The organism is Rhizobium fabae (genome assembly GCF_003985135.1).
Lineage (GTDB): Bacteria > Pseudomonadota > Alphaproteobacteria > Rhizobiales > Rhizobiaceae > Rhizobium > Rhizobium pisi.
On the sequence record NZ_ML133660.1, the window covers coordinates 114,670 to 134,742 of the forward strand.

The 20,073-nt window shown below is 62.6% G+C and carries 22 protein-coding genes and 2 pseudogenes; 12 read left to right on the plus strand and 12 right to left on the minus strand.

The window, feature by feature from the left end:
• The first annotated feature begins 69 nt into the window (after window positions 1-69).
• From EFB14_RS27920 to EFB14_RS27945, 6 genes are all read left to right on the plus strand, one after another.
• Window positions 70-423 (plus strand): ArsR/SmtB family transcription factor, encoded by a 354-nt coding sequence (locus EFB14_RS27920; RefSeq protein ID WP_126829706.1) that lies wholly within the window; start codon window positions 70-72, stop codon window positions 421-423.
• A gap of 10 nt (window positions 424-433) precedes the next feature.
• Window positions 434-910: an SRPBCC family protein gene (locus EFB14_RS27925; RefSeq protein WP_126829774.1), complete on the plus strand. Its 477-nt coding sequence runs from the start codon at window positions 434-436 to the stop codon at window positions 908-910.
• 161 nt (window positions 911-1,071) lie between these two features.
• Window positions 1,072-1,494: a GNAT family N-acetyltransferase gene (locus EFB14_RS27930; RefSeq protein ID WP_126829707.1), complete on the plus strand. Its 423-nt coding sequence runs from the start codon at window positions 1,072-1,074 to the stop codon at window positions 1,492-1,494.
• A 169-nt stretch (window positions 1,495-1,663) separates the two neighbouring features.
• On the plus strand, window positions 1,664-2,272 hold the full coding sequence (locus tag EFB14_RS27935; protein ID WP_126829708.1) for a hypothetical protein: 609 nt from the start codon (window positions 1,664-1,666) through the stop codon (window positions 2,270-2,272).
• 79 nt (window positions 2,273-2,351) lie between these two features.
• Complete coding sequence (locus EFB14_RS27940) at window positions 2,352-3,146, plus strand: hypothetical protein (RefSeq protein WP_126829709.1); 795 nt, start codon at window positions 2,352-2,354, stop codon at window positions 3,144-3,146.
• 164 nt (window positions 3,147-3,310) lie between these two features.
• On the plus strand, window positions 3,311-3,634 hold the full coding sequence (locus EFB14_RS27945; RefSeq protein ID WP_126829710.1) for a hypothetical protein: 324 nt from the start codon (window positions 3,311-3,313) through the stop codon (window positions 3,632-3,634).
• A gap of 34 nt (window positions 3,635-3,668) precedes the next feature.
• Here EFB14_RS27945 and blh read toward each other — a convergent pair whose 3' ends face one another.
• The 3 genes and pseudogenes from blh to EFB14_RS33590 form a co-directional block, all read right to left on the minus strand.
• Window positions 3,669-4,949, minus strand: coding sequence for a bifunctional sulfur transferase/dioxygenase Blh (blh, locus tag EFB14_RS27950; RefSeq protein WP_126829711.1), 1,281 nt, complete (start codon window positions 4,947-4,949; stop codon window positions 3,669-3,671).
• A 412-nt stretch (window positions 4,950-5,361) separates the two neighbouring features.
• Window positions 5,362-5,748, minus strand: coding sequence for a hypothetical protein (locus EFB14_RS27960; RefSeq protein ID WP_126829712.1), 387 nt, complete (start codon window positions 5,746-5,748; stop codon window positions 5,362-5,364).
• Between the two features lie 125 nt (window positions 5,749-5,873).
• Window positions 5,874-5,957 (minus strand): annotated as a pseudogene (locus tag EFB14_RS33590) (DsrE family protein); the annotation flags it as partial.
• 29 nt (window positions 5,958-5,986) lie between these two features.
• Between EFB14_RS33590 and EFB14_RS33595 the strand changes: the two are divergent.
• Window positions 5,987-6,177, plus strand: a pseudogene (locus EFB14_RS33595) (hypothetical protein); the annotation flags it as partial.
• A gap of 37 nt (window positions 6,178-6,214) precedes the next feature.
• Here EFB14_RS33595 and EFB14_RS27975 read toward each other — a convergent pair.
• On the minus strand, window positions 6,215-6,775 hold the full coding sequence (locus EFB14_RS27975; protein WP_164737600.1) for a hypothetical protein: 561 nt from the start codon (window positions 6,773-6,775) through the stop codon (window positions 6,215-6,217).
• Window positions 6,776-7,028: 253 nt separating this feature from the next.
• Window positions 7,029-9,083, minus strand: coding sequence for a BTAD domain-containing putative transcriptional regulator (locus EFB14_RS27980; RefSeq protein ID WP_126829713.1), 2,055 nt, complete (start codon window positions 9,081-9,083; stop codon window positions 7,029-7,031).
• Between the two features lie 158 nt (window positions 9,084-9,241).
• Between EFB14_RS27980 and EFB14_RS27985 the strand changes: the two genes are divergently transcribed.
• On the plus strand, window positions 9,242-9,472 hold the full coding sequence (locus tag EFB14_RS27985) for a hypothetical protein (RefSeq protein WP_126829714.1): 231 nt from the start codon (window positions 9,242-9,244) through the stop codon (window positions 9,470-9,472).
• A gap of 226 nt (window positions 9,473-9,698) precedes the next feature.
• Here EFB14_RS27985 and EFB14_RS33095 read toward each other — a convergent pair whose 3' ends face one another.
• Window positions 9,699-9,842, minus strand: coding sequence for a hypothetical protein (locus EFB14_RS33095; RefSeq protein WP_164737601.1), 144 nt, complete (start codon window positions 9,840-9,842; stop codon window positions 9,699-9,701).
• A gap of 229 nt (window positions 9,843-10,071) precedes the next feature.
• Here EFB14_RS33095 and EFB14_RS27990 point away from each other — a divergent pair, with 229 nt between their 5' ends.
• Complete coding sequence (locus EFB14_RS27990; RefSeq protein WP_126829778.1) at window positions 10,072-10,545, plus strand: VOC family protein; 474 nt, start codon at window positions 10,072-10,074, stop codon at window positions 10,543-10,545.
• A gap of 200 nt (window positions 10,546-10,745) precedes the next feature.
• On the opposite strand, the gene EFB14_RS27995 is transcribed toward EFB14_RS27990, so the two are convergent.
• On the minus strand, window positions 10,746-12,275 hold the full coding sequence (locus EFB14_RS27995) for an Ig-like domain-containing protein (RefSeq protein WP_126829715.1): 1,530 nt from the start codon (window positions 12,273-12,275) through the stop codon (window positions 10,746-10,748).
• 323 nt (window positions 12,276-12,598) lie between these two features.
• Window positions 12,599-13,429, minus strand: coding sequence for a helix-turn-helix transcriptional regulator (locus tag EFB14_RS28000; RefSeq protein WP_126829716.1), 831 nt, complete (start codon window positions 13,427-13,429; stop codon window positions 12,599-12,601).
• A 90-nt stretch (window positions 13,430-13,519) separates the two neighbouring features.
• On the opposite strand from EFB14_RS28000, the gene EFB14_RS28005 reads away from it, so the two are divergent.
• The 3 genes from EFB14_RS28005 (at window position 13,520) to EFB14_RS28015 (ending at window position 16,056) form a co-directional block, all read left to right on the plus strand.
• Complete coding sequence (locus EFB14_RS28005) at window positions 13,520-14,410, plus strand: SDR family oxidoreductase (protein WP_126829717.1); 891 nt, start codon at window positions 13,520-13,522, stop codon at window positions 14,408-14,410.
• 142 nt (window positions 14,411-14,552) lie between these two features.
• Window positions 14,553-14,726: a hypothetical protein gene (locus EFB14_RS33100; RefSeq protein WP_164737602.1), complete on the plus strand. Its 174-nt coding sequence runs from the start codon at window positions 14,553-14,555 to the stop codon at window positions 14,724-14,726.
• Between the two features lie 400 nt (window positions 14,727-15,126).
• Entirely contained in the window at window positions 15,127-16,056 is a 930-nt protein-coding gene (locus EFB14_RS28015) for a hypothetical protein (RefSeq protein WP_126829718.1), read from the plus strand.
• A gap of 465 nt (window positions 16,057-16,521) precedes the next feature.
• Here the strand turns inward: EFB14_RS28015 and EFB14_RS28020 are convergent, their stop codons facing one another.
• The 4 genes from EFB14_RS28020 to EFB14_RS28040 all read right to left on the minus strand — a co-directional run bounded on the left by EFB14_RS28020 (window position 16,522) and on the right by EFB14_RS28040 (window position 19,876).
• Window positions 16,522-16,965, minus strand: coding sequence for an SRPBCC family protein (locus EFB14_RS28020; protein WP_126829719.1), 444 nt, complete (start codon window positions 16,963-16,965; stop codon window positions 16,522-16,524).
• 154 nt (window positions 16,966-17,119) lie between these two features.
• Window positions 17,120-17,533: a GFA family protein gene (locus EFB14_RS28025; protein WP_125849795.1), complete on the minus strand. Its 414-nt coding sequence runs from the start codon at window positions 17,531-17,533 to the stop codon at window positions 17,120-17,122.
• 152 nt (window positions 17,534-17,685) lie between these two features.
• The gene (locus EFB14_RS28030; protein WP_126829720.1) at window positions 17,686-18,378 is read right to left on the minus strand and encodes a type 1 glutamine amidotransferase domain-containing protein; all 693 of its coding nucleotides are present in this window, start codon (window positions 18,376-18,378) and stop codon (window positions 17,686-17,688) included.
• Between the two features lie 451 nt (window positions 18,379-18,829).
• Complete coding sequence (locus EFB14_RS28040) at window positions 18,830-19,876, minus strand: isopenicillin N synthase family dioxygenase (protein ID WP_126829721.1); 1,047 nt, start codon at window positions 19,874-19,876, stop codon at window positions 18,830-18,832.
• Between the last annotated feature and the right edge of the window lie 197 nt (window positions 19,877-20,073).

The window sequence follows — 20,073 nt, forward strand, 5'->3', positions numbered from 1 at the left end:
CGATCCCGCACCTGACTGCCACGATCTCCCCTTGTCTGTCGCCAATCCGTGTGCTAGATACTGAACCGAATGGTTCAGTATTCTAAAACCCGTCTCGATGCCTCGTTCGCTGCGCTCTCGGACGCCACCCGACGTGGCGTTCTGGAGCAGCTCGGACGTGCGGATGCTTCGATCACTGAGCTTGCCGAGAAGTTCCACATGACCCTCACGGGTATGAAGAAGCACGTCGGCGTGCTGGAGCAGGCGGGGCTCGTTACCACGGAGAAGGTCGGGCGCGTACGCACCTGCAAGCTCGGTGTGCGACGGCTGGAGGAAGAGGCGGCATGGATCGAGAGCTATCGCCAGCTCTGGGACGCGCGCTTCGACGAATTGGACAAGATTGTCGAGGAACTGAAACAGAAGGAGAAGGACGATGGAGAGTAAGCCTACCCCCATGAAGAACCGCACGACGGTGGAACGGACGTCCGAGCGTGAGCTCGTCGTGACGCGAACCTTCAACGGCCCGGTACATATCGTGTTTCAAGCGTGGACCAAGCCCGAGCTGTTCATGCGGTGGTGGGCGCCGAAGTCGATGGGCGTGCCTATGCTTTCCTGCGACATGGATGTTCGCGTCGGAGGCGGCTACCGTGTTGCGTTTGGCCACGATGCCTCGAGCGCCATGGAATTCTTCGGCAAATATCTCGAAGTGATACCGAACGCGCGCCTGGTCTGGACGAATGAGGAAAGTGATGACGCTGCCGTGACCACGGTGACCTTCGAGGAAAAAGGCGGCAAGACGCTGCTGGTGCTGCACGAACTCTATCCCTCGAAGGAAGCGTTCGACGCCAATTCCGGGGCGGAGGGCGGGATGCCCGAGCAGTTCGAGCAACTGGACGAGCTTCTCGTTGCCCTCGGCGTTGGAGGATCCTGACGTCGCCGATCTCGCGGACGGCGGCGCGGCATTCTCCAACGCCCCTCATGCTGAGGCGCGCAGCCCGCGAGGGCGGAGCCTCGAAGCACGCGCCGCAACACCGACAGGTGACATCAAGAGCCTCAGCTGGTTTCCCCCCGCGATGAGGAAGAGAGCATTCCATGACCTTTGCCATAAAGCGCCTGCGCCCCGGCGACGAAGCCCTGTTCGCCAATATTGCCGACGATGTCTTCGATGCACCGGTTGAACCGGCCCGCCTCGCCATCTACCTCAGTTCGCCAAGCCATATGATGGTTGCCGCGGTGCAGGACGGGCTGATGGTCGGCCAGTGCGCCGGCGTCATTCACTGCCACATCGACAAGGCGGCCGAACTTTATGTCGATGACCTGGGATCGATGTCGACGCATCGCCGCCAGGGTATTGCGGCAGCCATGTTGACCGAACTCTTTGAATGGAGCCGCGAATTGGGATGTGAAGAGGCCTGGCTTGCCACGGAACATGATAACGACGTGGCCAAGACATTTTACCGCGGCTTTTCACCGATCGAAGATGCCTCGATACAGTTTTATCTGTTCAAACTCTAATGCCGTCCCAAAATGTGCGTGAGTTGCCCCACCCCGCTCGCGGCCAAGGATGAAGCTCTCTTGGCTCCATGAAGGGTTTTGACTTGTCGCGGCTATCTCTGCTTCTGTGCTTTCCAGACGAATTCAAAGGAGTTTGCGCATGGCGACGGGGACTGTGGATATGGGATCGATGGCCGACTGGTTTTCCGGGGTGGTGTCTTCCATCGCAATCATCGTGGCGCTATCGGGCTATCGGCTGCAAGAACGCCAAAGGAAATTCGATCGCGAGCTGTTAGAGAAGCAGCGAAAGGCGATTGTTCGTGATGCCTGCTCGGCGACCGATCAGGTCGTCGCCTATTTCGAAATGTCGAAGCGGATTTTGAATTCGATGGGATCGCCCCTGTCCTTCCAGGCTTTCGTCAGGATTAGGGAGCATCTGCTGACGCTTCATGAGCTTCTGGAAATCCTCTCGCAACGCGTCGAGCTGACTGATGGCGCCATGAATGCTGCCGTGACGGCACGGCGGATCTGCGGCGTGCTGCTCACCCAATTGGACCAACTGGACCGCAAGGAGCACCGCGAGTGGATGGATGCACTGATGACGATCGAAAGGCTCAACACAGCAGCGCAACTGGCATCCGAACGAAGCTCATCCGTGCGCCGGTATTTCGGGCTCTCAGCGTCGACTGCCGCTCAAGACATTGAGAAGAAATACAGCACCTTGGCCAATGAACTCGATTACCCCGCCGACGCCGGCGCCGGGCCGCGTTTCCCCGATCTTTCGACGACGCGCTACTGAACTCTCACCTTTTGTAGCGCCCAGACGCGCAAACGGCTCCTCCAGTCAGATCATCTTGTCCCTCGAAAAGCAGTAAACCATGCAGCGCTTCACAGACCTTTCCGAAATTGATTGGATCAAACACAGCATTGCGAAGGCATCGCCGGAAACACTGGGTACGGTGTCGCGGCTCATCCCGCCGATCTACCCTGCCTATGTGAAAATATTCCACCCGCTCTACGAGGATCTGACGGTCGAGGATATGCAACTGACCTGGCACGAACACGCCCTGCGTTTCAGCCAGCCCACCTCAGGAGAGCAGCAGGATTTAGAAGCAACGATCCTCCGCAGCGCGACGATGGTTTATGGTGGACCCACGTCAGACTCTCAGCTCTTTCCACTTCGCTGGCGCGCGCTTTGCAGTGCCCTTGGCATTCCCTATGCCCCGACATTATCGGTATGGTCCTTTACGCGGCACTTCGTCGGCGGCAGCTGGCCGAAACGACTGATCGGCCCTGACGAAGGAACTCTGGCTCCGATCGAGCGCGACGCGCTCATATCTGTTCTCCGTCGCCGCACGCCGGCAGGTTCCTGCTTTTTTCATTTCTGGCTGCTCGCGACCGAGGACATGGAAGATCTGGTATTTCGAGGGACACTCGACGAGGCAGCCGCTTTTCCCGATGACGTTCCTGGCGTACGCCTGACGCCGACGCATTGGTTCCCTGAGGATCGTAGCTGGCTCGTCTGCAGCGATTACGACCTGACGTTCACCCTGGTCGGTGGATCGGAATCCCTGGTGCAAGACCTGATGGATAGCCAGGTGCTTGAATGTGTTCGCGTTCATCCCGGCACGAGAATTGACAGCCATGCCGACGTTCCCGAACCTTCAGGCTGAGCTCGGCTCATCGCCGGCCTGGAAACCCACCTCAGGATGCTTTCGAGCGCGTCCTCCCGGGATCGCAAATCTTCTGATCACGCGAGCAATTCTGCACTCCACTACCTTTCCTCGCAGAAATCAGCCTATAAGCTCAAGCAGAACTCAGCACGGGGGAGATTTCGATGGAAGCACGATACAGGATCGGCGGCATCTTCTGCTTGGCTTTGGCTGGCGTGATCGCTTGGCAGGCGATCTGGCTGCCGCTGCAGGAGGCAAGTCTCGGCGCCGATGTGGTGAGCTGGATGCCGCGCGCCACCGTCGTCATCGGGCTGTGCCTGGTTTTCGGCATCTATTTCCTGGCGACCGGCAATCGATATCCCTACCGTGACGTCGCGCGGCAGACGCTGACGCCGGTCGGATGGGTCCTGTGCGTGATGATCGGCATCGTCGCTTTGGCCGGATTCTTCGGCATGAACATGTTGCTGCGCTCGATGGGATATCAGTGACGGAAAGGTTGCCTTTGCGCCAGCCGCGAAACCGCTAAAGCGCATCCAGCGGTATCTTCAGATACCGCCTGCCATTCTCCTCCGGCTCCGGCAGCCTCCCGCCGCGGATATTCACCTGCAGCGCGTGCAGCATCAGCTTCGGTTTCGCCAGTGTCCGGTCGCGCGCCTGGCGCAGCGCCACGTAGGCGGCCTCGTCCTTGCCTGCGATATGCGGATTGTCGCGTTTCTGGGCGGCGACCGTGCTTTCCCAGCGCGGGTGGCGGCCGCCCGGCTGGTAGTCGTGGCCGGAGAACAGGCGGGTCTCCTCGGGCAGCGACAAGATCGCCTGGATCGAGTGCCAGAGGGCGCTGGCGCTGCCGCCGGGAAAATCGGTGCGCGCCGTGCCGGAATCAGGCGTGAACACCGTGTCGTGCACGAAGGCGGCGTCGCCGATCAGGTAGGTGACGGAGGCCAGCGTATGGCCGGGGGAAAACATCACCCGGGCATCAAGCGCGCCAATCTTGAACGTGTCGCCATCGGCAAACAGCCGGTCCCATTGCGAGCCGTCGGTGGCAAGCGCCGGCCAGTTGTAGATCTCCTTCCAGAGCGCCTGCACCTCGGTGACATGGGCGCCGATCGCCGTCGGCACGCCGGTTCTGCCTTTCAGGTAATGGGCGGCAGAGAAATGGTCGGCATGCGGGTGGGTGTCGAGGATCCATTCGAGCGTCAGCCGCTCGGCCGCGATAAAGGCGAGGATGGCATCGGCGCTGGTGGTCGCCGTCGCCCCCGAGGTCTCGTCGAAATCGAGCACCGGGTCGATGATGGCGCAGCGTTTCGTCGCCGGGTCGGCCACGACATATTGCACGCTCGATGTGGCGGGATGGAAGAAGGCCGTCACCTCGGGCGCCTGCCCTGCCCGCTTCTCCAGAAAGCGCCGCGCCCCGGCAAGATCGAAGCCGTGGCTCTGGCCGAAGACCTCGACATCGCCAGTTGGCATCCGCCCGTCGAGCACCTCGCCCAGCGCATAGAGCGTCAGCGCCCGGGTGCCGCTCTTGCAATGGGCAAGCACCGGCCCCTTGGCCGCGGCCATCGCCGCCTGGAAGGCGCGGATATCGGCCTCGGTAATCTCGGGCCCCTTCACCGGCACGAAACCGTAGAAAAGCCCGGCGGCGGCAGCCGCCGCCTTTTCCGCCGCATTGCCCGGCTGACCAGGCTCCTCGCCATCCGGCCGGGCATTGATGACGCCGGCAAAGCCGCGCGCGGCAAAATCGGCAAAATCGGCGGCCTCGGGCTGCCCCGCCACCGATATCAGCTCATTGACCCTGACGGATGTCATCGAAGCCCCCTATAAGGATAATCTCATATGGATGCGGCCGGGCGTCAAGGAAATCCACTTGACCAAATCTGGGATGCAGGGAGCAGCGCCGCGGCGCGATCCTTCGAGGCGCCGGCCTGCGGGCCGCGCAGCTCAGGATGAGGCTGTCTTGAGCGCGAGATACTTACTTGAAAGGTGTGCCGTGTCGCCCCCCTCTGCCCTGCCGGGCATCTCCCCCACAAGGAGGGAGATCGGCAGGAGGCAATGCCTCGCCATGAATTTACGATTCATGTGATGGCCAGTTGTTTGGGGAAGCCAGCGCGCCCAGCCGATCTCCCCACCTGTGGGGGAGATGCCCGGCGGGGCAGAGGGGGGTGTCCCCACGCACGCCCTCTCTCCATTCCGGAGGCCCGTTGAAGGATGCCGCGCCCAATCAAGGCTGCGCCGGGCCCTGCAGGCGGTCCATGACCTGAAGCAGAAGATCGGCGCAGGCCTTCATCGGTTCGTCCTCCGCGCATTTCAGATCGATCCTGGTATCTCCGTCCTCGATCCGGAAGCGGGCGGCCTTGGATGGCGGCGGGCCACGATGTTGGCCGCGGTAGAGGCCCATATCGCCTCTCCAGCCGTGTCCCCGGAAGGCGAAGCGGTCTCTCGACGATCCATCTGGCATGGCTTCGTCGCGGGGCGGCGGAGGCGGCGAGCCCGCATCGGCTGCGGGCGGCGGTGCCGCGCCTGATGAAGGCGCGGCGGACGGCTCCTGGGCGAAGGCGGCTCCAGCGAGCGCGGCAAGCGCAAGGCCGGAGAGCAGGAATCTTTGCATGACGATCGGTCCTCCGTTGGAAATGCGGGCGTTCTCTAAACCCCGCAATCCGGCTTTGGTTCATGCCGGTCTTCCGCCTTCGCCCTCGCGCACGAAGTTGTGACCGCGATCTCCCGGCGATCCCGTCAAAAAGAGAGCGTCTCTGCCCCTTGGCTGATCTCCGCATGCATGGCGCTGGCACCGACGATAACCACGCCGTCGAGCAGATCGGCCTCCGCTCGTCTGCATAGTGCTCACCACAACAGCCCAGCCGATCGCTATCGCCTACGACGCCGAGTACGCCACCGAGCCGCCTTCAGCCGCGCATTTTCGCGCGCCTTCGGGACTCCTCCGGCCGCATGGCGGGCGGGTCAACGGCCAAGAGAGCCTCATCCTGAGGCGCCCCGCAGGGGCCTCGAACGACGAGGCGGGCTCGCCGACGCCGGATAAATGCAAGGAGCACCGCTTGGCGGTTGAGCTGTACCGTCTACGGACGCAGACTTTTGACAAACAGACCTAAACTGGTGCCTCGACCAGTAACGATGGTGGGGCCGCCCGGCAACAGACTCGTCCTGATGTCCTCTCGAACACCGCAAATTTCATTAAAGAGAAACGGTAGGCCTTCGAGCTCAACCGATGTTCGGCATTTCATGTCCCTCCATCCATCGGCATGTGCCACGGTGAAGGAAAGCTCGACCTGATGACCCGCGACTATGGCGAGCGTCATCGGCAAGGCAATGGCCACAAGGTTCTTTCCCAGGTAGTAAGCAATGAAGGGGGATAACAACATGCCAATCGCCATCTTCCCATCGCCGATCGGAATAAAGTCCATGACTTTCAAGGCGAACCATGACACCAACGCCGCAGGGAGCAGACCGGCCACAATCGAAGGAAGGGCCGCGTGGGATGTCCATTCGATGGACGGCAGGAAGATAAAGCCAGCCATCCTCACGAAAATGGCAAGCAGTCCCGGCAACAGCCACACAGCAAGCAAAATCCTGACCGGTTTACTGAGAGGATTCGCCCTTCCCCCTTCTTTCGATTCCATCGACATTATATCGCACTTCGAACAACGATCCTCATCAGTTGCTCTTTGGCACATTACTTGTTTCGGCTTCAAGGGCATCAACGCACTAAAGACCATCTCCCAGCCACCTGACAGGCTCCGAGACGGAGCGAAGACGTATCATCCGATGAAAGCAAGCAGCACCGCCACAGCGCGTGCTTCGAGGCTTCGCCCTTCCGGGCTGCGCGCCTCAGCATGAGGGGCGTTGGAGGCTGCCGCACCCGCAAACTTTCCCTCACTCCGGAAGCCCGGCCCTTCGCAACCCCTCGATATAGTTGGCGCGATCAGCCGGCCGGCGAAAGGGCGGCAGGATGTCCGAGAGGTTGGATAGCCGCAGCGTGGGATCGAGCTGGCGCAGGCGGGCCATCATCTCGCTCGCCTGAAGGATCTGTCCTTCAAGAGCGTAACTTGCCGCCGTGACGCGGATCGCACTGGCGTAATTCGGCTGCGAGCGCAAAGCCCTTCTTGCCCATCCGACAGCATCCATGTAGCGCCCGGCGCAAAAACAGGCGAGCGCCGTGTTGAACTCCCAGGCAAACAGGCGGGGATCGCGCGGGCTCAAGCGCATGGCGAGCGCGGCGCGCTCGATGGCTTTTTCCGGCTCTCCCAGGCAAGCCTCGATCCAGGCGCTGTAGCCCCAGGCGACGGCGAGGTTGGCGTTCAGCGCAAGCGCGCGGTCGATGCAGAGCGCGCTCTCGTCCAGATCGCCGCCGACATAACCGAGGACATAGCCGCCATAGGACAGAGCGATGGCGTCGTCTCTTCCAAGTTCGATGGCTCTCCTCGCCAGTCCGGTCGCCTCGGCGGTCTCCTTCGCAGGATCCGCCATCCAGCGATGGCTCTTGCGCGATGCGTAACACCGCGCAGCCCTGGCATAGGCTGCGGCGAATGCCGGATCTCGTTCAATCGCCTTCGTGAAGAGCTGCAGGGCGGCATCGATGGTTTCCCTGCTGATCGCAGTTCTGTCGTGGATCGCCACGCCGCGCAGATAATAGTCATAGGCATCGAGGCTTTCGGTCGGCTTGCGTTTGGAGCGCTCGATCTCGGCCTCCTCGACTCGTGGCGTGATCGCACCGACGATGCTGGAAGCGATCTGATCCTGGAGATCGAAGACATCCGTGAGCGCGCCATCGAAACGATCGGCCCACAGATGCAGCCCGCTCGAGGAATCGATGAGCTGCCCGCTGATCCGCAGCCGCTCGCCCGCCCTGCGCACGCTTCCCTCGACGATATAACGCACGCCGAGATTCAAGCCGATCTGCCGCGTATCCACAGGCTCGCCCCTGTAGGCGAAGCTCGACTGGCAGGCGATGACGAAGAGATGGCGAAACTGAGCGAGCTTGGTGATGATGTCCTCGACGATGCCGTCGGCGAAATAATCCTGCTCCTTGTCCCCGCTCAGATTCTGAAAGGGCAGGACGGCAACCGACGGGCGATCGGAGTGGGACGAGACAGGCGGCTGCGGCATGCCGAGGGGCTTCGCCACGCCGCGGGGCTCCGCCACGTCGCGGGGCTCTGCCACGCCCTGCGGCGCCGGGATCGCGCGCGAATTTTCGTTTCCGTCACCAGGCCGCAGCGATGCGGCAAGCGCACTCGTTTCCGCCTCCGGCTCGGCGCCGACATGCTTTTTCAAGGCGGCGTGGCATAGCTCGAACTGGCGCCGGGCGGCGTTTTCATGACCCCGGCCGGCGTGGATCCGGATCAAGGCGCGATGGGCGGGCTCGGCGGTCGGATCGGAAGCGAGCAATCGTTCCGCCAGGCTCTCGCAGGCGGTCTCTTCGGCCGAACCGGCTGCCGGCAGGACGAGGCTCAACCGCTCCACCAGCTGCAGCGCCTTGCGCCGGTAGGTGGTTCGATAGAATCCGAACCACTCATCGAGCTCCTCGGGAATGGCGACTTCAGTCAGGATGTCGTCGCGATAGAGATCGGCCGCGAGGGCCAGGTCGGCAGGGCGGCCTTCCTCGAGTTTTCGGTCGAACAGCCAGACATCCACCTCATGCATCTCGGCTTTCAGCACGACGCCGTCCTGGTCACCCTCAATCCGGATTTCCGCCTCGCCGCCGCTCGGAAATGACCGCCTGATATCGACGAGCGCCTGCCGCAGGCTGTTGCGCGCCTGCGCATCGCCACGTCCCGGCCAGAATGCCTCGGCCAAGGGCTCCCGCCGGTGGCCGCGCCGGCCGGCCAGAACCAGGGCCGCGAAAAGAAGCGAGGTCTTGCGCATGGAAAAGCGGATCGGCTCGCCTTCGGGCGAAGTGACATCGAGGCCGCCAAGCAAACGGATGCGCACCAGTTGCCTCCAATCGTCACCGCCCCGGCGAAATCGGCAGTTCGGTCGATCGATTTAACGCTGACTTAACGGCTTTTTCGCCGCCGTTCACGCCCGGCCGAACAGCGCCGCTCAAGCCGCATGGCAAGGTCGACAGCGATCAGGAAAGGAGATCGACCATGACCGACACACACTCTCTCCTCACACGCCGAACATTGCAAACAGGCCTGTTTGAAAGCACGCTTGCGATAATAGTGGCAGTCAAGGCACGCTGGCAAGCAGCCGCGACACGAAGGACATTGGCCGAGCTGACGCGCGATCAGATGGACGATATCGGTTATCCCCCACCCAATCGCCCGACGCTCGAAATCAAGGCGGGAACAATGACCAATCTTATGTCGATGAGGTAGGCGGCCTCAACGACGCCCAGGCGGCGACATCAGATGAAGGCAAGCAGCATCGTTGCGGCGGATGCTTCGAGGCTCCGCCCTCTCGGGCTGCGCATCTCAGCATGAGGGGCGTTGGAGGCTGCCGCACCCATGATAGCGGGAGCAGGAAGATGCCGCGGCATAGCAGCGGAAGCAAAAGATGCTGGGCCAAGGCTCAAGAGAGCCTCAACCGCTGCGCGCTCCCGATTTATTCTGATTTATCGCCGATTGCACCTTCGGCAAAGCGCTGCAAAGTATCAATCGCGCCGAAAATTCCACGGCCACCGTAGTAAAAACTGCTCCACAGCAGTAAGCTCAGAACAAAGGCCGCAATGAACGCCCAGAACTTCACGAAAACGTCTTTCCAACACAGTTCGATTTATCTTATATTAGAAATATATACTGAAGAATACAAAACAAAGCAACTGGATTTATTCAACCGGAGGATTGCATGACATCGGCCCCAGGGGAAACTTCAACAGATCGGTAACATCAGGCCAGAAACGGTTTCCACGCACTGGAGAAAGCCGGTCCGCCTCTTATTTCAACCCCCAGATGGCAAACGAGAGGACCGCCCGATGCTGAACAAGAACACGATCTGCCTCTGGTACGACAAGGATGCCGAGGCTGCCGCCCGTTTCTATGCCGAGGTCTTTCCCGGCAGCGCCATCGGCGCCATCGTTCGTGCGCCTGGAGACTATCCCGATGGCAAGCAGGGAGAGGTGCTGGTCGTCGAATTCACCGTGGCCGGCATTCCCTGCATCGGGCTCAACGGCGGCCCCTCGATCAAGCACAACGAATGCTTCTCCTTCCAGATCGCCACGGAAAATCAGGAAGAGACCGACCGCTACTGGAACGCCATCGTCAACAATGGCGGCGAGGAAAGCGCCTGCGGCTGGTGCAAGGACAAGTGGGGCGTTTCCTGGCAGATCACCCCGCGCGTGCTGGGCGAAGCCCTGAAGGCAAGCCCGGCAGAGGCCAAACGCGCCTTCGACGCGATGATGACCATGCGCAAGATCGACATCGTCGCAATCGAAGCCGCCCGGCGCGGCTGAGGCGCCTGGCGACTTCGCCTACCCAGAACTGGGCGGCATCATCCGCCACGCAAAGTCAGCACTTCGTCTGCCTGCCGCCACCTCTGCCTGGGCGAGCCATGCCGCGCCGGCTTCCTCACCCTCAACGCTGCGTTTGGCACGTCCCCTCGCCCCGTTTTACGGGGAGAGGGTTAGGGTGAGGGGCAGCCGAGGCGTATGGATCAGGCGAACAATATGTCCGAGACATGATGCACCACCGAGATTTCGTCGGTCATGCTGTTGGTGATGTAGATGGAATCCGCCGCCGCGTCATAGACGACGTTGGTGGTGGAGTGGTCTCCTGACATGGCGATGTTGACATCGACTGCCGTCTTGACCCCGGTCGCAAAGTCGAATGCCGTGCCGATGTGCTCGCTGCCGGCGGAATCGCCGAAGAAGAAGGTGCCGTTGACGGCAAAGCCGTATCCGAGCCCGCCGGCTGAAAAGGTCTTGGATTCGATCGGGTTCAGCGTGTCGGGATCGATCTTGGAGACCTGCCAGGTGGTATCGTTGAGGCGGCCGACGACGTAAATGCCGGTCGAATCCTGCATCGTATTGACGGCCGTGAACCCGCCCCAGTCGAACGTACCCGCCCCGTTCTGGCCGATAAGGCCGGGGATCGAAGCACCCTTCTGATCGAGCGATCCGTCGGCGGCATCCCACTTTGCGAGATAAGTCTGATCGGGGAAAGGGTCCTCGCCTCTCGCCTCGTTGGTTCTTCCGATGATCTGGCCTCCGCGGACCGAAAAATAGGTTCCGCCGATGTCATATTCGCCCTTGTCGTAGTCGCCGAGAGAGATGGCGCCGCTGGCGTGGCCGGCCTCGAATGCGGCTGCGTTGTCGTAAATGCTCACCATGGAATCATCCGGAAAACCATGGCCGGAGCTGACGTAAAATTTGCCCGTCAGCGGATCGATCGCCACCCCCTGGAGTTCGTAATGGTCATCGAAGGGGCGCACGACATCGGCTTGGGCCTCGACATGATCCGTATTCACCGACTTCCCGTCCGTCGCGCCGTCGACAGTCAGCGTGATCACGCCGGCATCCGCATGACCGGCGCCATCGGAGACCTTGTATTGAAGCTTCTCCGTGACATGCTCGCCGTCATTGAGACCGGCCTTCACGGCCGGATCGAGATCATAGGTGAAGCTTCCGTTCGCCGAGAAATGGAAGGTGCCGAATTGCCCGGCCACATCGGTCGTCTGCCCCTGCCCGGCAGAAATGTTCGTGCCGTTGACCGAGCGCAGGAAGAGCGTATCCACCTCTCCCGCGTGATCATTGGCAAGCACGTTGCGGGCCATCTCGCTTCCCTCGTGGAAGGAGAAGCTGTCATCGACCGCCACCGGCGGGCTCGTGACCCCATGAACGTCGAGCTTGAAGTGACCGACATCGGTATGGCCGGCGCCGTCGGAAATCTTGTAGCCGATCGTCTCCGTCAGCGTCATCCCCTGGAGAAAACCCGCCTTGGAGGCCTCGTTCAGCGTATAGCTGTAGGAGCCGTCGGCCCTGACGTGAAACGTGCCGTGTTCGCCCCGGATATCGGAGACCTGCCCGGCCGTCTTGGCAAGAACCCGCTCGCCGTCGAAGAAATTGAGAAACATGTGGCCGGAAGCCCCGGCCAGATCGTTGGCCAGCAGATTGCCTGAAATCACATCATTCTCGGAAGCGCTCCCGACATCGTCAACCGCCACAGGGTTTGCAAGCTCCGTCATGGATATCTCCTTCAAGATCCGTTCGCCTTTGTCGATCGGGAGGAAAGCAGCCGGGGCCGGGCAGGTCAACATATTTTCTAGCAAAAGTGGTATTTTAGCATTTCACAGCTTTGTCACTCAAGAGAGCGTTTCCTGCGGCGCCTGCTTCGAGGCTCCGCCCTGCGGGCTACGCACCTCAGCATGAGGGGCGGCAGAGGATGCCGCGCCACATTCAAGAGAGCCTCATCCTGAGGTGCGGAAGCCGAAGGCTGGAGCCTCGAAGGACGAGGCGGGTGCACCGATCCTCAAGGGGCGATGATGACTGCTCGATGGACGAATTGCCCTCACCCCTCGCCCACCAAACCCCTGATCTTCGCCACATCCTCCGCCGTCGCCGGATTGTAAACCACCATGCTGAGATCCGGCCGGCCGTCCACCTGGAAGGAGGAATATTCAAAGGAGAGCCGGCCGAGGACCGGATGTTTGATGTGCTTGGCGCCCTCGCCGTGGGTGCGCACGTCGTTATCTCTCCACATGGCGAGGAATTCCGGGCTCTTGCGGCAGAGTTCGTCGACCAGCGGCTCCACTTGGGCGGCCGCGCCTGCACGCGCCGCATCCACCCGGAAGGCGGCGACGACGAAGCGGGCGACACTTTCCCAGTCATATTGGGCGGCCCGCACGCGCGGGTCGAGGAAGATGAAGCGCAGCACGTTGCGCTCTTCGGGCGGCAGCGCGGCGTAATCGGTGAGCAGCACGGTCGCCGCCCGGTTCCAGGCGACGACGTCCCAGATCGCGGTTCGGATCAGCGCCGGGCTTGGGTCCAGCGCATCGAGCACGCCCTGCAGCCGTGGCGTGACACCCTGTTCGCTGCGGTAGCGCACCTCGGGCGGGCGGCCGAGGCCGATGAGGAAAAGGTGTTCGCGCTCGACATCGGTCAGCATCAGCGCTCGTGAGATCCGGTCCAGCACGTCGGCGGACGGCGCGCCGCCGCGGCCCTGCTCCAGCCAGGTGTACCAGGTCGGGCTGATATTGGCGCGGCCCGCCACCTCCTCGCGCCGCAGCCCCGGCGTGCGCCGCCGCTCCGCCCCGAAGCCGAAGGCGGCGGGATCGAGCTTGGCGCGGCGATCCTTGAGATAGGTGCCCAGCCGATTGTCCGAGGCGACGAATTCGCTCATCCTGTTAGCCTATATACCATGATAAGATCACTACTTTACCATGATAGCATCCCGGCCGATATCTGTCCCGTCCAATCAGGAGATATCGATATGCGCATATTCGTCACTGGAGCCACCGGCTGGGTCGGCTCGGCCGTCGTCAGCGAATTGCTGGGCGCCGGCCATCAGGTGCTCGGCCTTGCCCGTTCGGACAAGGGAGCGGCGGAACTGGCGGCATCAGGCGCCGAGGTCCAGCGCGGCACGCTCGACGATCTGGAGGGCCTGAGGCGCGGCGCGGCCGAGACCGACGGCGTCATCCACACGGCCTTCAACCATGATTTCTCGAAATTCGCCGAAAACTGCGCCGCCGACCGGCGCGCCATCGAGGCGCTCAGCGCCGCGCTGGAAGGCTCCGCCCGTCCGCTGCTCGTCACCGCAGGCCTCGGCCATGCGCCCGGCCGCATCGCCACGGAAAAGGACCCGCCGCTGCCGACATCGGATACCTATCCTCGTGCTTCCGAGGCGACGGCGGCAGCCCTTGCCGCCCGCGGCATCAACGCCTCCACCGTCCGCCTTCCGCCCTCGGTGCACGGCCATGGCGACCATGGCTTCGTGCCGATCCTGATCGATACCGCCCGGCAAAAGGGCGTCTCCGCCTATATCGGCGATGGGGAGAACCGCTGGCCGGCCGTGCACCGGCTCGATGCCGCCCGCCTCTATCGCCTGGCGCTGGAGCACGGACCGCAAGATGGCCCCTTCCTCGCGGTAGCGGAAGAAGGCGTGCGCTTCCGTGAGATCGCCGAACTGATCGGCCGCCGCCTCGGCGTGCCGGCGGTTTCGCTCTCGCAGGAAGAGGCGGTGGAGCATTTCGGCTGGTTTGGAATGTTTGCGGGTTTCGACATTCCGACATCAAGCGAACATACCCGGGCGCTGCTCGGCTGGCAGCCGAGGAAGCCGGATCTCCTAGCGGATATGGACCACCCGGCTTATTTTGGCGGGTAACCTTGGGTGGGCGCCCCCTCGTTCGGGGAGCAGCGTTGGAGGATGCCGACGCTCAAGAGAGCCTTACCGGACCGGAAAATATGGAACAGTGTCGGCCCCCGTCGGTTGTTCAGAGGTCGCAACCACAAAAATGGAGCCGAACATGAGCAAGACCAACGCTAGGGAACTTCAGAAGCGCGCCGAACGGCAGGTCGAAAACACCAGCGCCGGCGGCCATCTCGGCGGCACCTATTTCGGTCAGCAACCCGACGGAAAAACCGCCTCTTCGACCACCAACGACAGCGCCAAGGCGCGGCCGAACGACGGAAGCAATTGAGGGGTGCTTTTCGAAAGGGCGTGCCGTGGGATACCCCCCTCTGGCCTGCCGGCCATCTCCCCCACAAGGAGGGAGATCGGCTGGGCGCACCGGCCCACCCAAACAACAACCGCATAAGTGCTTCGATACGAGAGAGAGGAAGGGAGGGACCGAAGGTCCAGCGTCTTGCCGATCTCCCTCCTTGTGGGGGAGATGGCCGGCAGGCCAGAGGGGGGTGTCCACGGCACCCCCTCTCTTCTGTCCCATGACTCATCCCACATGCAAGGAAGATATTCCGAGCGGCGGCAGTCTCCCGGGCTCCCCAACTTGAGGCTCTCTCGGGCCACCCGTCATTGATCGGCAACGCCTCCGCCCTAATTTCTGCCGCAGTGGGATCTGTGAGCGAAGGCGGAGGGGCGACGTGGCATCCTATTCGATTGACGATGCGATCCGGGAATTGGCCCCGGTTCTCGGCAAGGCGCCGGCGGGCGCCGTCAGCGGGGAATGGACCGCCACGACAATGCAGGCCGGCCATTCCTCCCGCACGGGCGGCTATCGCGATGCCCAAGGCAGGCAGCTTCCGGAGGATCCCAGCTATTCACTCGGCATCATCGACGACGTCGTCGAAAAGCTCGATGCGGCCGCATCAAGGCACTTCAACACGGTGGTGATCCGCTGGAAGAAGCCGAAATTTCCTTTCATGCGCGCGGAAGTCACGCTCGAAACCAATTTTGACGAAGCGATCGTCCCGCGCGGGCCCGACGACCCGGCATACGAGGAAGCGGCCGCCGCCCGGCGCGCCTTCTGGCAGGGTCGCGGCGCGCTGCAGGTGGGTTTTGCCGCCGAGCGCGAAACGGCCAACATCTACAATCAGACGAAATGGTTCGGCCCGCACCGCCGCATCCTCGCCATCGATGCGCCGGGAAAGCTGATCCTCGCCACCGACGGCCTTTCCACCCCCTGGGCAGGCATTGCCGATCCGGAAAATGGCGTCGAATGCGAGCTCTTCATGGAGTTCGATGCCGCAACGCTGGATGAGGCCGGGATCAGCAACTGGGCGAACCTTCTGATCAACATCGGCGACCTCATGGCCGACGGCCATCGCGTCGCCCGCGACGTCGAAAAGCACGGCGCCATCCTCTTCTGCCGGCTGACGGAAGATTACGCGCCGCTGACCCGCATCATGCTCAGCCGCACGGCCGACCGGATCGAAGGCCTGCCCTTCGGCTCCGTGCCGGTGATCCTGGCAACGCCGATCTCCGAAGCCGAGATCGAGAGACAGGACCTTTCCGACGACTGGGGCGCTACCGCCGCACGCCACGCCCTGGCGAAACGCGGGATCAGGAATTGATGCTTATTGAGGGCGCGTGGTGGTGTTCGGCGATATCGCCATCTGCCTTTCGCTTACCGCTCAAGGCGTGCGTCGCTTTCGCTCCTCACCCCCTCATCTGCCTGCCGGCATCTTCTCCCCGCGGGGGAGAAGTGGAATCGTTGGCAGCGCCTCGCTCCCTCCGACACTTCGGCTGTGGGAATGACGGCGTTGCGGCCTGGTCCCTTCTCCCCAGCGGGGAGAAGGTGGCGGCAGCCGGATGAGGGGGTGAGCGACGATAGGAGCGAAAGCATGAAGCGTAAGCGAACGACAAATAGAAGGACGTGCGACGTCCCCTTATGCGGCATCCTCCACCGCTCCTCATGCTGAGGTGCGTAGCCCGCAGGGCGCAGCCTCGAAGCACACGCTCAACACTGCTTCTTGCTTTCATCGAGCGCCGGCGCACCCGCGCCGGCCGCCCCGGGGCAACCGCAGCCAATCCCCATCCTACTCGTTAATGTCAGGCTCCACCACCTGGGCAAGATTGCGCAGCGAATCCTGCCAGCCGAGATAGCAGGCCTCCGGCGGGATCACGTCGGGCACGCCGGCCTGGGTGATATTCACCTCGGTGCCGACCGAGACCTTTTTCAGGGTCACGGTGACTTCCATTTCGCCGGGCAGGTTCGGATCGTCGAACTTGTCGGTGTAGCGGACGAGTTCGCCGGGGACGAGTTCGCGGTATTCGCCGCCGAAGGCGTGGGCGTGGCCGGTCGTGAAGTTGCGGAAGGACATTCTGAAGGTGCCGCCGACGGACGCCTCCAGGTGATGCACGGTGCAGAGAAAGCCGTTCGGCGGCAGCCACTTGGCAAGCGCGTCGGCTTCGATGAATGCGCGATAGACCTTCTCCGGGGTGGTCGCGAAAACGCGGTGCAGGCGGATGGTGCTTGGCATGGTCGTGATCCTTTTGAATGGACGGAATGGACGAGCCTAGGACGGGCGAGGCCTGGGCGATCCGACACCGGATCGCCCTTTTGTTCAAGAAAAATTGCCGAGGGCGAGTGGCTCACCGTCACCGGCGAGCGGCTCACCGTCACCAGCGAGCGGCTCAACCGGGCATGCCCTCGAATTGCGGAAGATCGAGCGGCTTTGCCCATTTCAGCCGGCGCCTGGTGAACATTTCGACCCCGGGCTCGATCAGCTCGGGCCGGTCGAGGCTGCCGAGCGTCACGAAGACGAGGCCGGGGAAGCTTTCCAGGTTGCTGCTGAACAATCGGGCGCCGCACTCGCCGCAGAAGTTGCGGTCGAGCCCCTTGCCGGAATCGGCGATATAATGAAACGCCTTGGGGCTGCCTGCGGTCAGGGTGAAATCCTCCTGCGGCACGGCGAAGAAGGTCGCCGCCTCGCCGCCCGTCGCCCTCTTGCAATCCATGCAATGGCAGTCGGCGACGAAATTCGGATCGGTGCCGAATTCGAATTTCACCGCGCCGCAGGCGCATTGCCCGGTATATTTCCTGCTCATGCGTCAAACCTCCCCCGAGCCAATCGGGACGTGTTGAACCATCATGCCGGCTCCGCGACAAAGCCGGAACCGTACATGCCCGTAAGGCATGATCCCGGCGATCCCGGGATCATGCAGAGCTTTGAAGCGATAGAGTGCGGGCGCGTTGCGCCTTAGGCCGCGGCCTGTTTTCTCAGGGCAGCAAGAAGCGTGCGGGCGCCCTCTTTCGACGAGGCCGGGTTCTGGCCGGTGATCAGCAGCCCGTCCTGGACAACATGCACAGCCCAATCGACCGTCGAGGAAAACTTTGCCCCCTGGTCCCTCAGCTCGTCCTCGAGCAGATAGGGAACGACATCGATCAGGTGCACGGCATCCTCCTCGGAATTGGTGAAGCCGGTCACGATGCGGCCCTTGGCGATCGGCGTTCCATCCGGCGCCTTCACATTCATCAGAATGCCCGGCGCGTGGCAGACGAGCGCCACCGGCTTACCCGCCGCAAACATGTCCTCGATCAGCGACAGCGCATGGCGGTCGTTCGTCAGGTCCCAGAGCGGGCCGTGGCCGCCGGGGAAGAACACGCTGTCGTAATCGGCCGCGCGGATTTCGGAGAGCTTCCTGGTGTTGGCGAGCGCTGCCTTTGCGGCCGGATCTGCTTCGAAGCGTCTCGTATCGTCGGTCTGGAATCCGGGTTCGTTGCTCTTCGGGTCGAGCGGCGGCTGGCCGCCCTTCGGCGAAGCGAGCGTGATGTCGACGCCCGCGTCGCGGAAAACGAAATAAGGGGCGGCGAATTCCTCCAGCCAGAACCCCGTCTTCCTGCCGGTGTCCCCCAGCTGGTCATGCGATGTGAGAACCATGAGAATTTTCATTGCTCAGCTCCTTCATCCCTGGCGAACAAAGCCGCCGGCGTCCGGGTTTACGGTGAAATACTGCTGCAGATCTCATGCTGAAACGGCTAAAACATAGACCCGCGGCCGCCAGGGCACAAGCTCCGGCTTGGGGTGTTTCTACTCAGGGGCGTGGTGAGTCATCGTGGAGGAACCGCTCTTGCCTGCTCGGTTGTTTTATCTGCTTATCGCCATGGCGTACCGTGCGGCACCCCCCTCTGCCCTGCCGGGCATCTCCCCCACAAGGAGGGAGATCACGAGTGGCTTGAACTTCCTGACTATCTACCGTCTCGTCGGGCGGTAACGCCAATTGTTGGGAGAGCCAACGCGCCCAGCCGATCTCCCCCCTTGTGGGGGAGATGTCCGGCAGGACAGAGGGGGGTGCCACACGGCACGCCCTCTTTTTCCGTCATGCCTACCCACAGCCCTCTCCTCACCCCGCCAAAATTGTTCGCACCAGATCCGCGTGATGGACCTCGGCGACGTCAGGGTGGGAGCGCAGGCGACTCTTCAGCTGGTTGATACCGACCTCGCGAAAGATCGGGTTGAGCGGGTCGACGGAGATGCCGCGTTCGGCGCGTTTCAGCTCGTCGGGAAGCGCAATGACGGGGATCGTCGCGTCCGGCCGCGAGCCGAGGAAAAAAGCGACGGAGAAGCGCTCGACGCCGGCCGGCGGTGCGACGACGTCATGCACATCGGCGCGAACGAAGCCGTTGGTCGCAAGCTCCAGGAGCTCGCCGGTATTGATGACGAAGGTGCCCGGCACCGGCGGCGCGCCGATCCATTCGCCCTCTTCGGTGCGCACGCGCAGGCCAGGCGTCGTATCCTGGAGCAGCACGGTGACGAAGCCACCGTCCTTGTGGGCGCCGACGCCCTGGTCGGTTTCCGCCACCTCGCGGCCGGGATAGCGGATGATTTTCAGGAGCTGCGAGGGCTGCGGCTCGTAGATCTCGGCAAAGACGTCTTCCGGCTGGCCGAGTGCGACCGCGATCGCCTTCAGGATGTCGATGCCGATGCGCGTCACCTCGGCCTGATAGGCAAGCAGCAGCGGCCTCAGCTCCGGCAGGGCCGCCGGCCACTGGTTCGGCCCCTGCAGGCGCTTCCACGGCGGCGTATCCGGCCCGATCTCGGCGGCCTCCCCCTCCGTATTGATGTCGAGCTGCTCGCGCCAATCCTGCTCGCCGCGCGTGCGCTCCTGCCCCGCCCTGTTGTAGCCGCGAAAATGCGGCGACTTCACCATCTCGATCGCGAGCCTCTCTTCCAGGGGGAGCGCAAAGAAGCGTTTCGCCGTCGAAACCACATCCTCGATCAGCTTCGGATCGACGCCGTGCCCTGTGAGATAGAAGAAGCCGTGGGCGTGGAGCACATGGCGAAGCTCGGCGACAAAGGCGGCGCGTCCCTCGGAAGAGCCGTAATAGCGCGAGAGATCAAGGGTCGGCAGCGAGGCCGCCGCAGGGATCGAGGAAGATGGAAGGCTCATGGCATATCCTGTAGCTGGCGACGCATCGATGAAGGTTTTCGATGAGCATAGGCGCAATAGGCACGCTTTGAACGACGCCGCATGCGCCGTTCCCAGTGCTTCATGAAAAAGCTTTGCGCTGGAGAAAGGCGCCGGGAAACAAACGTTCGTCACGCCATCGATCAGGACGCGATCCGCCTTACCGCCCCCACGACACG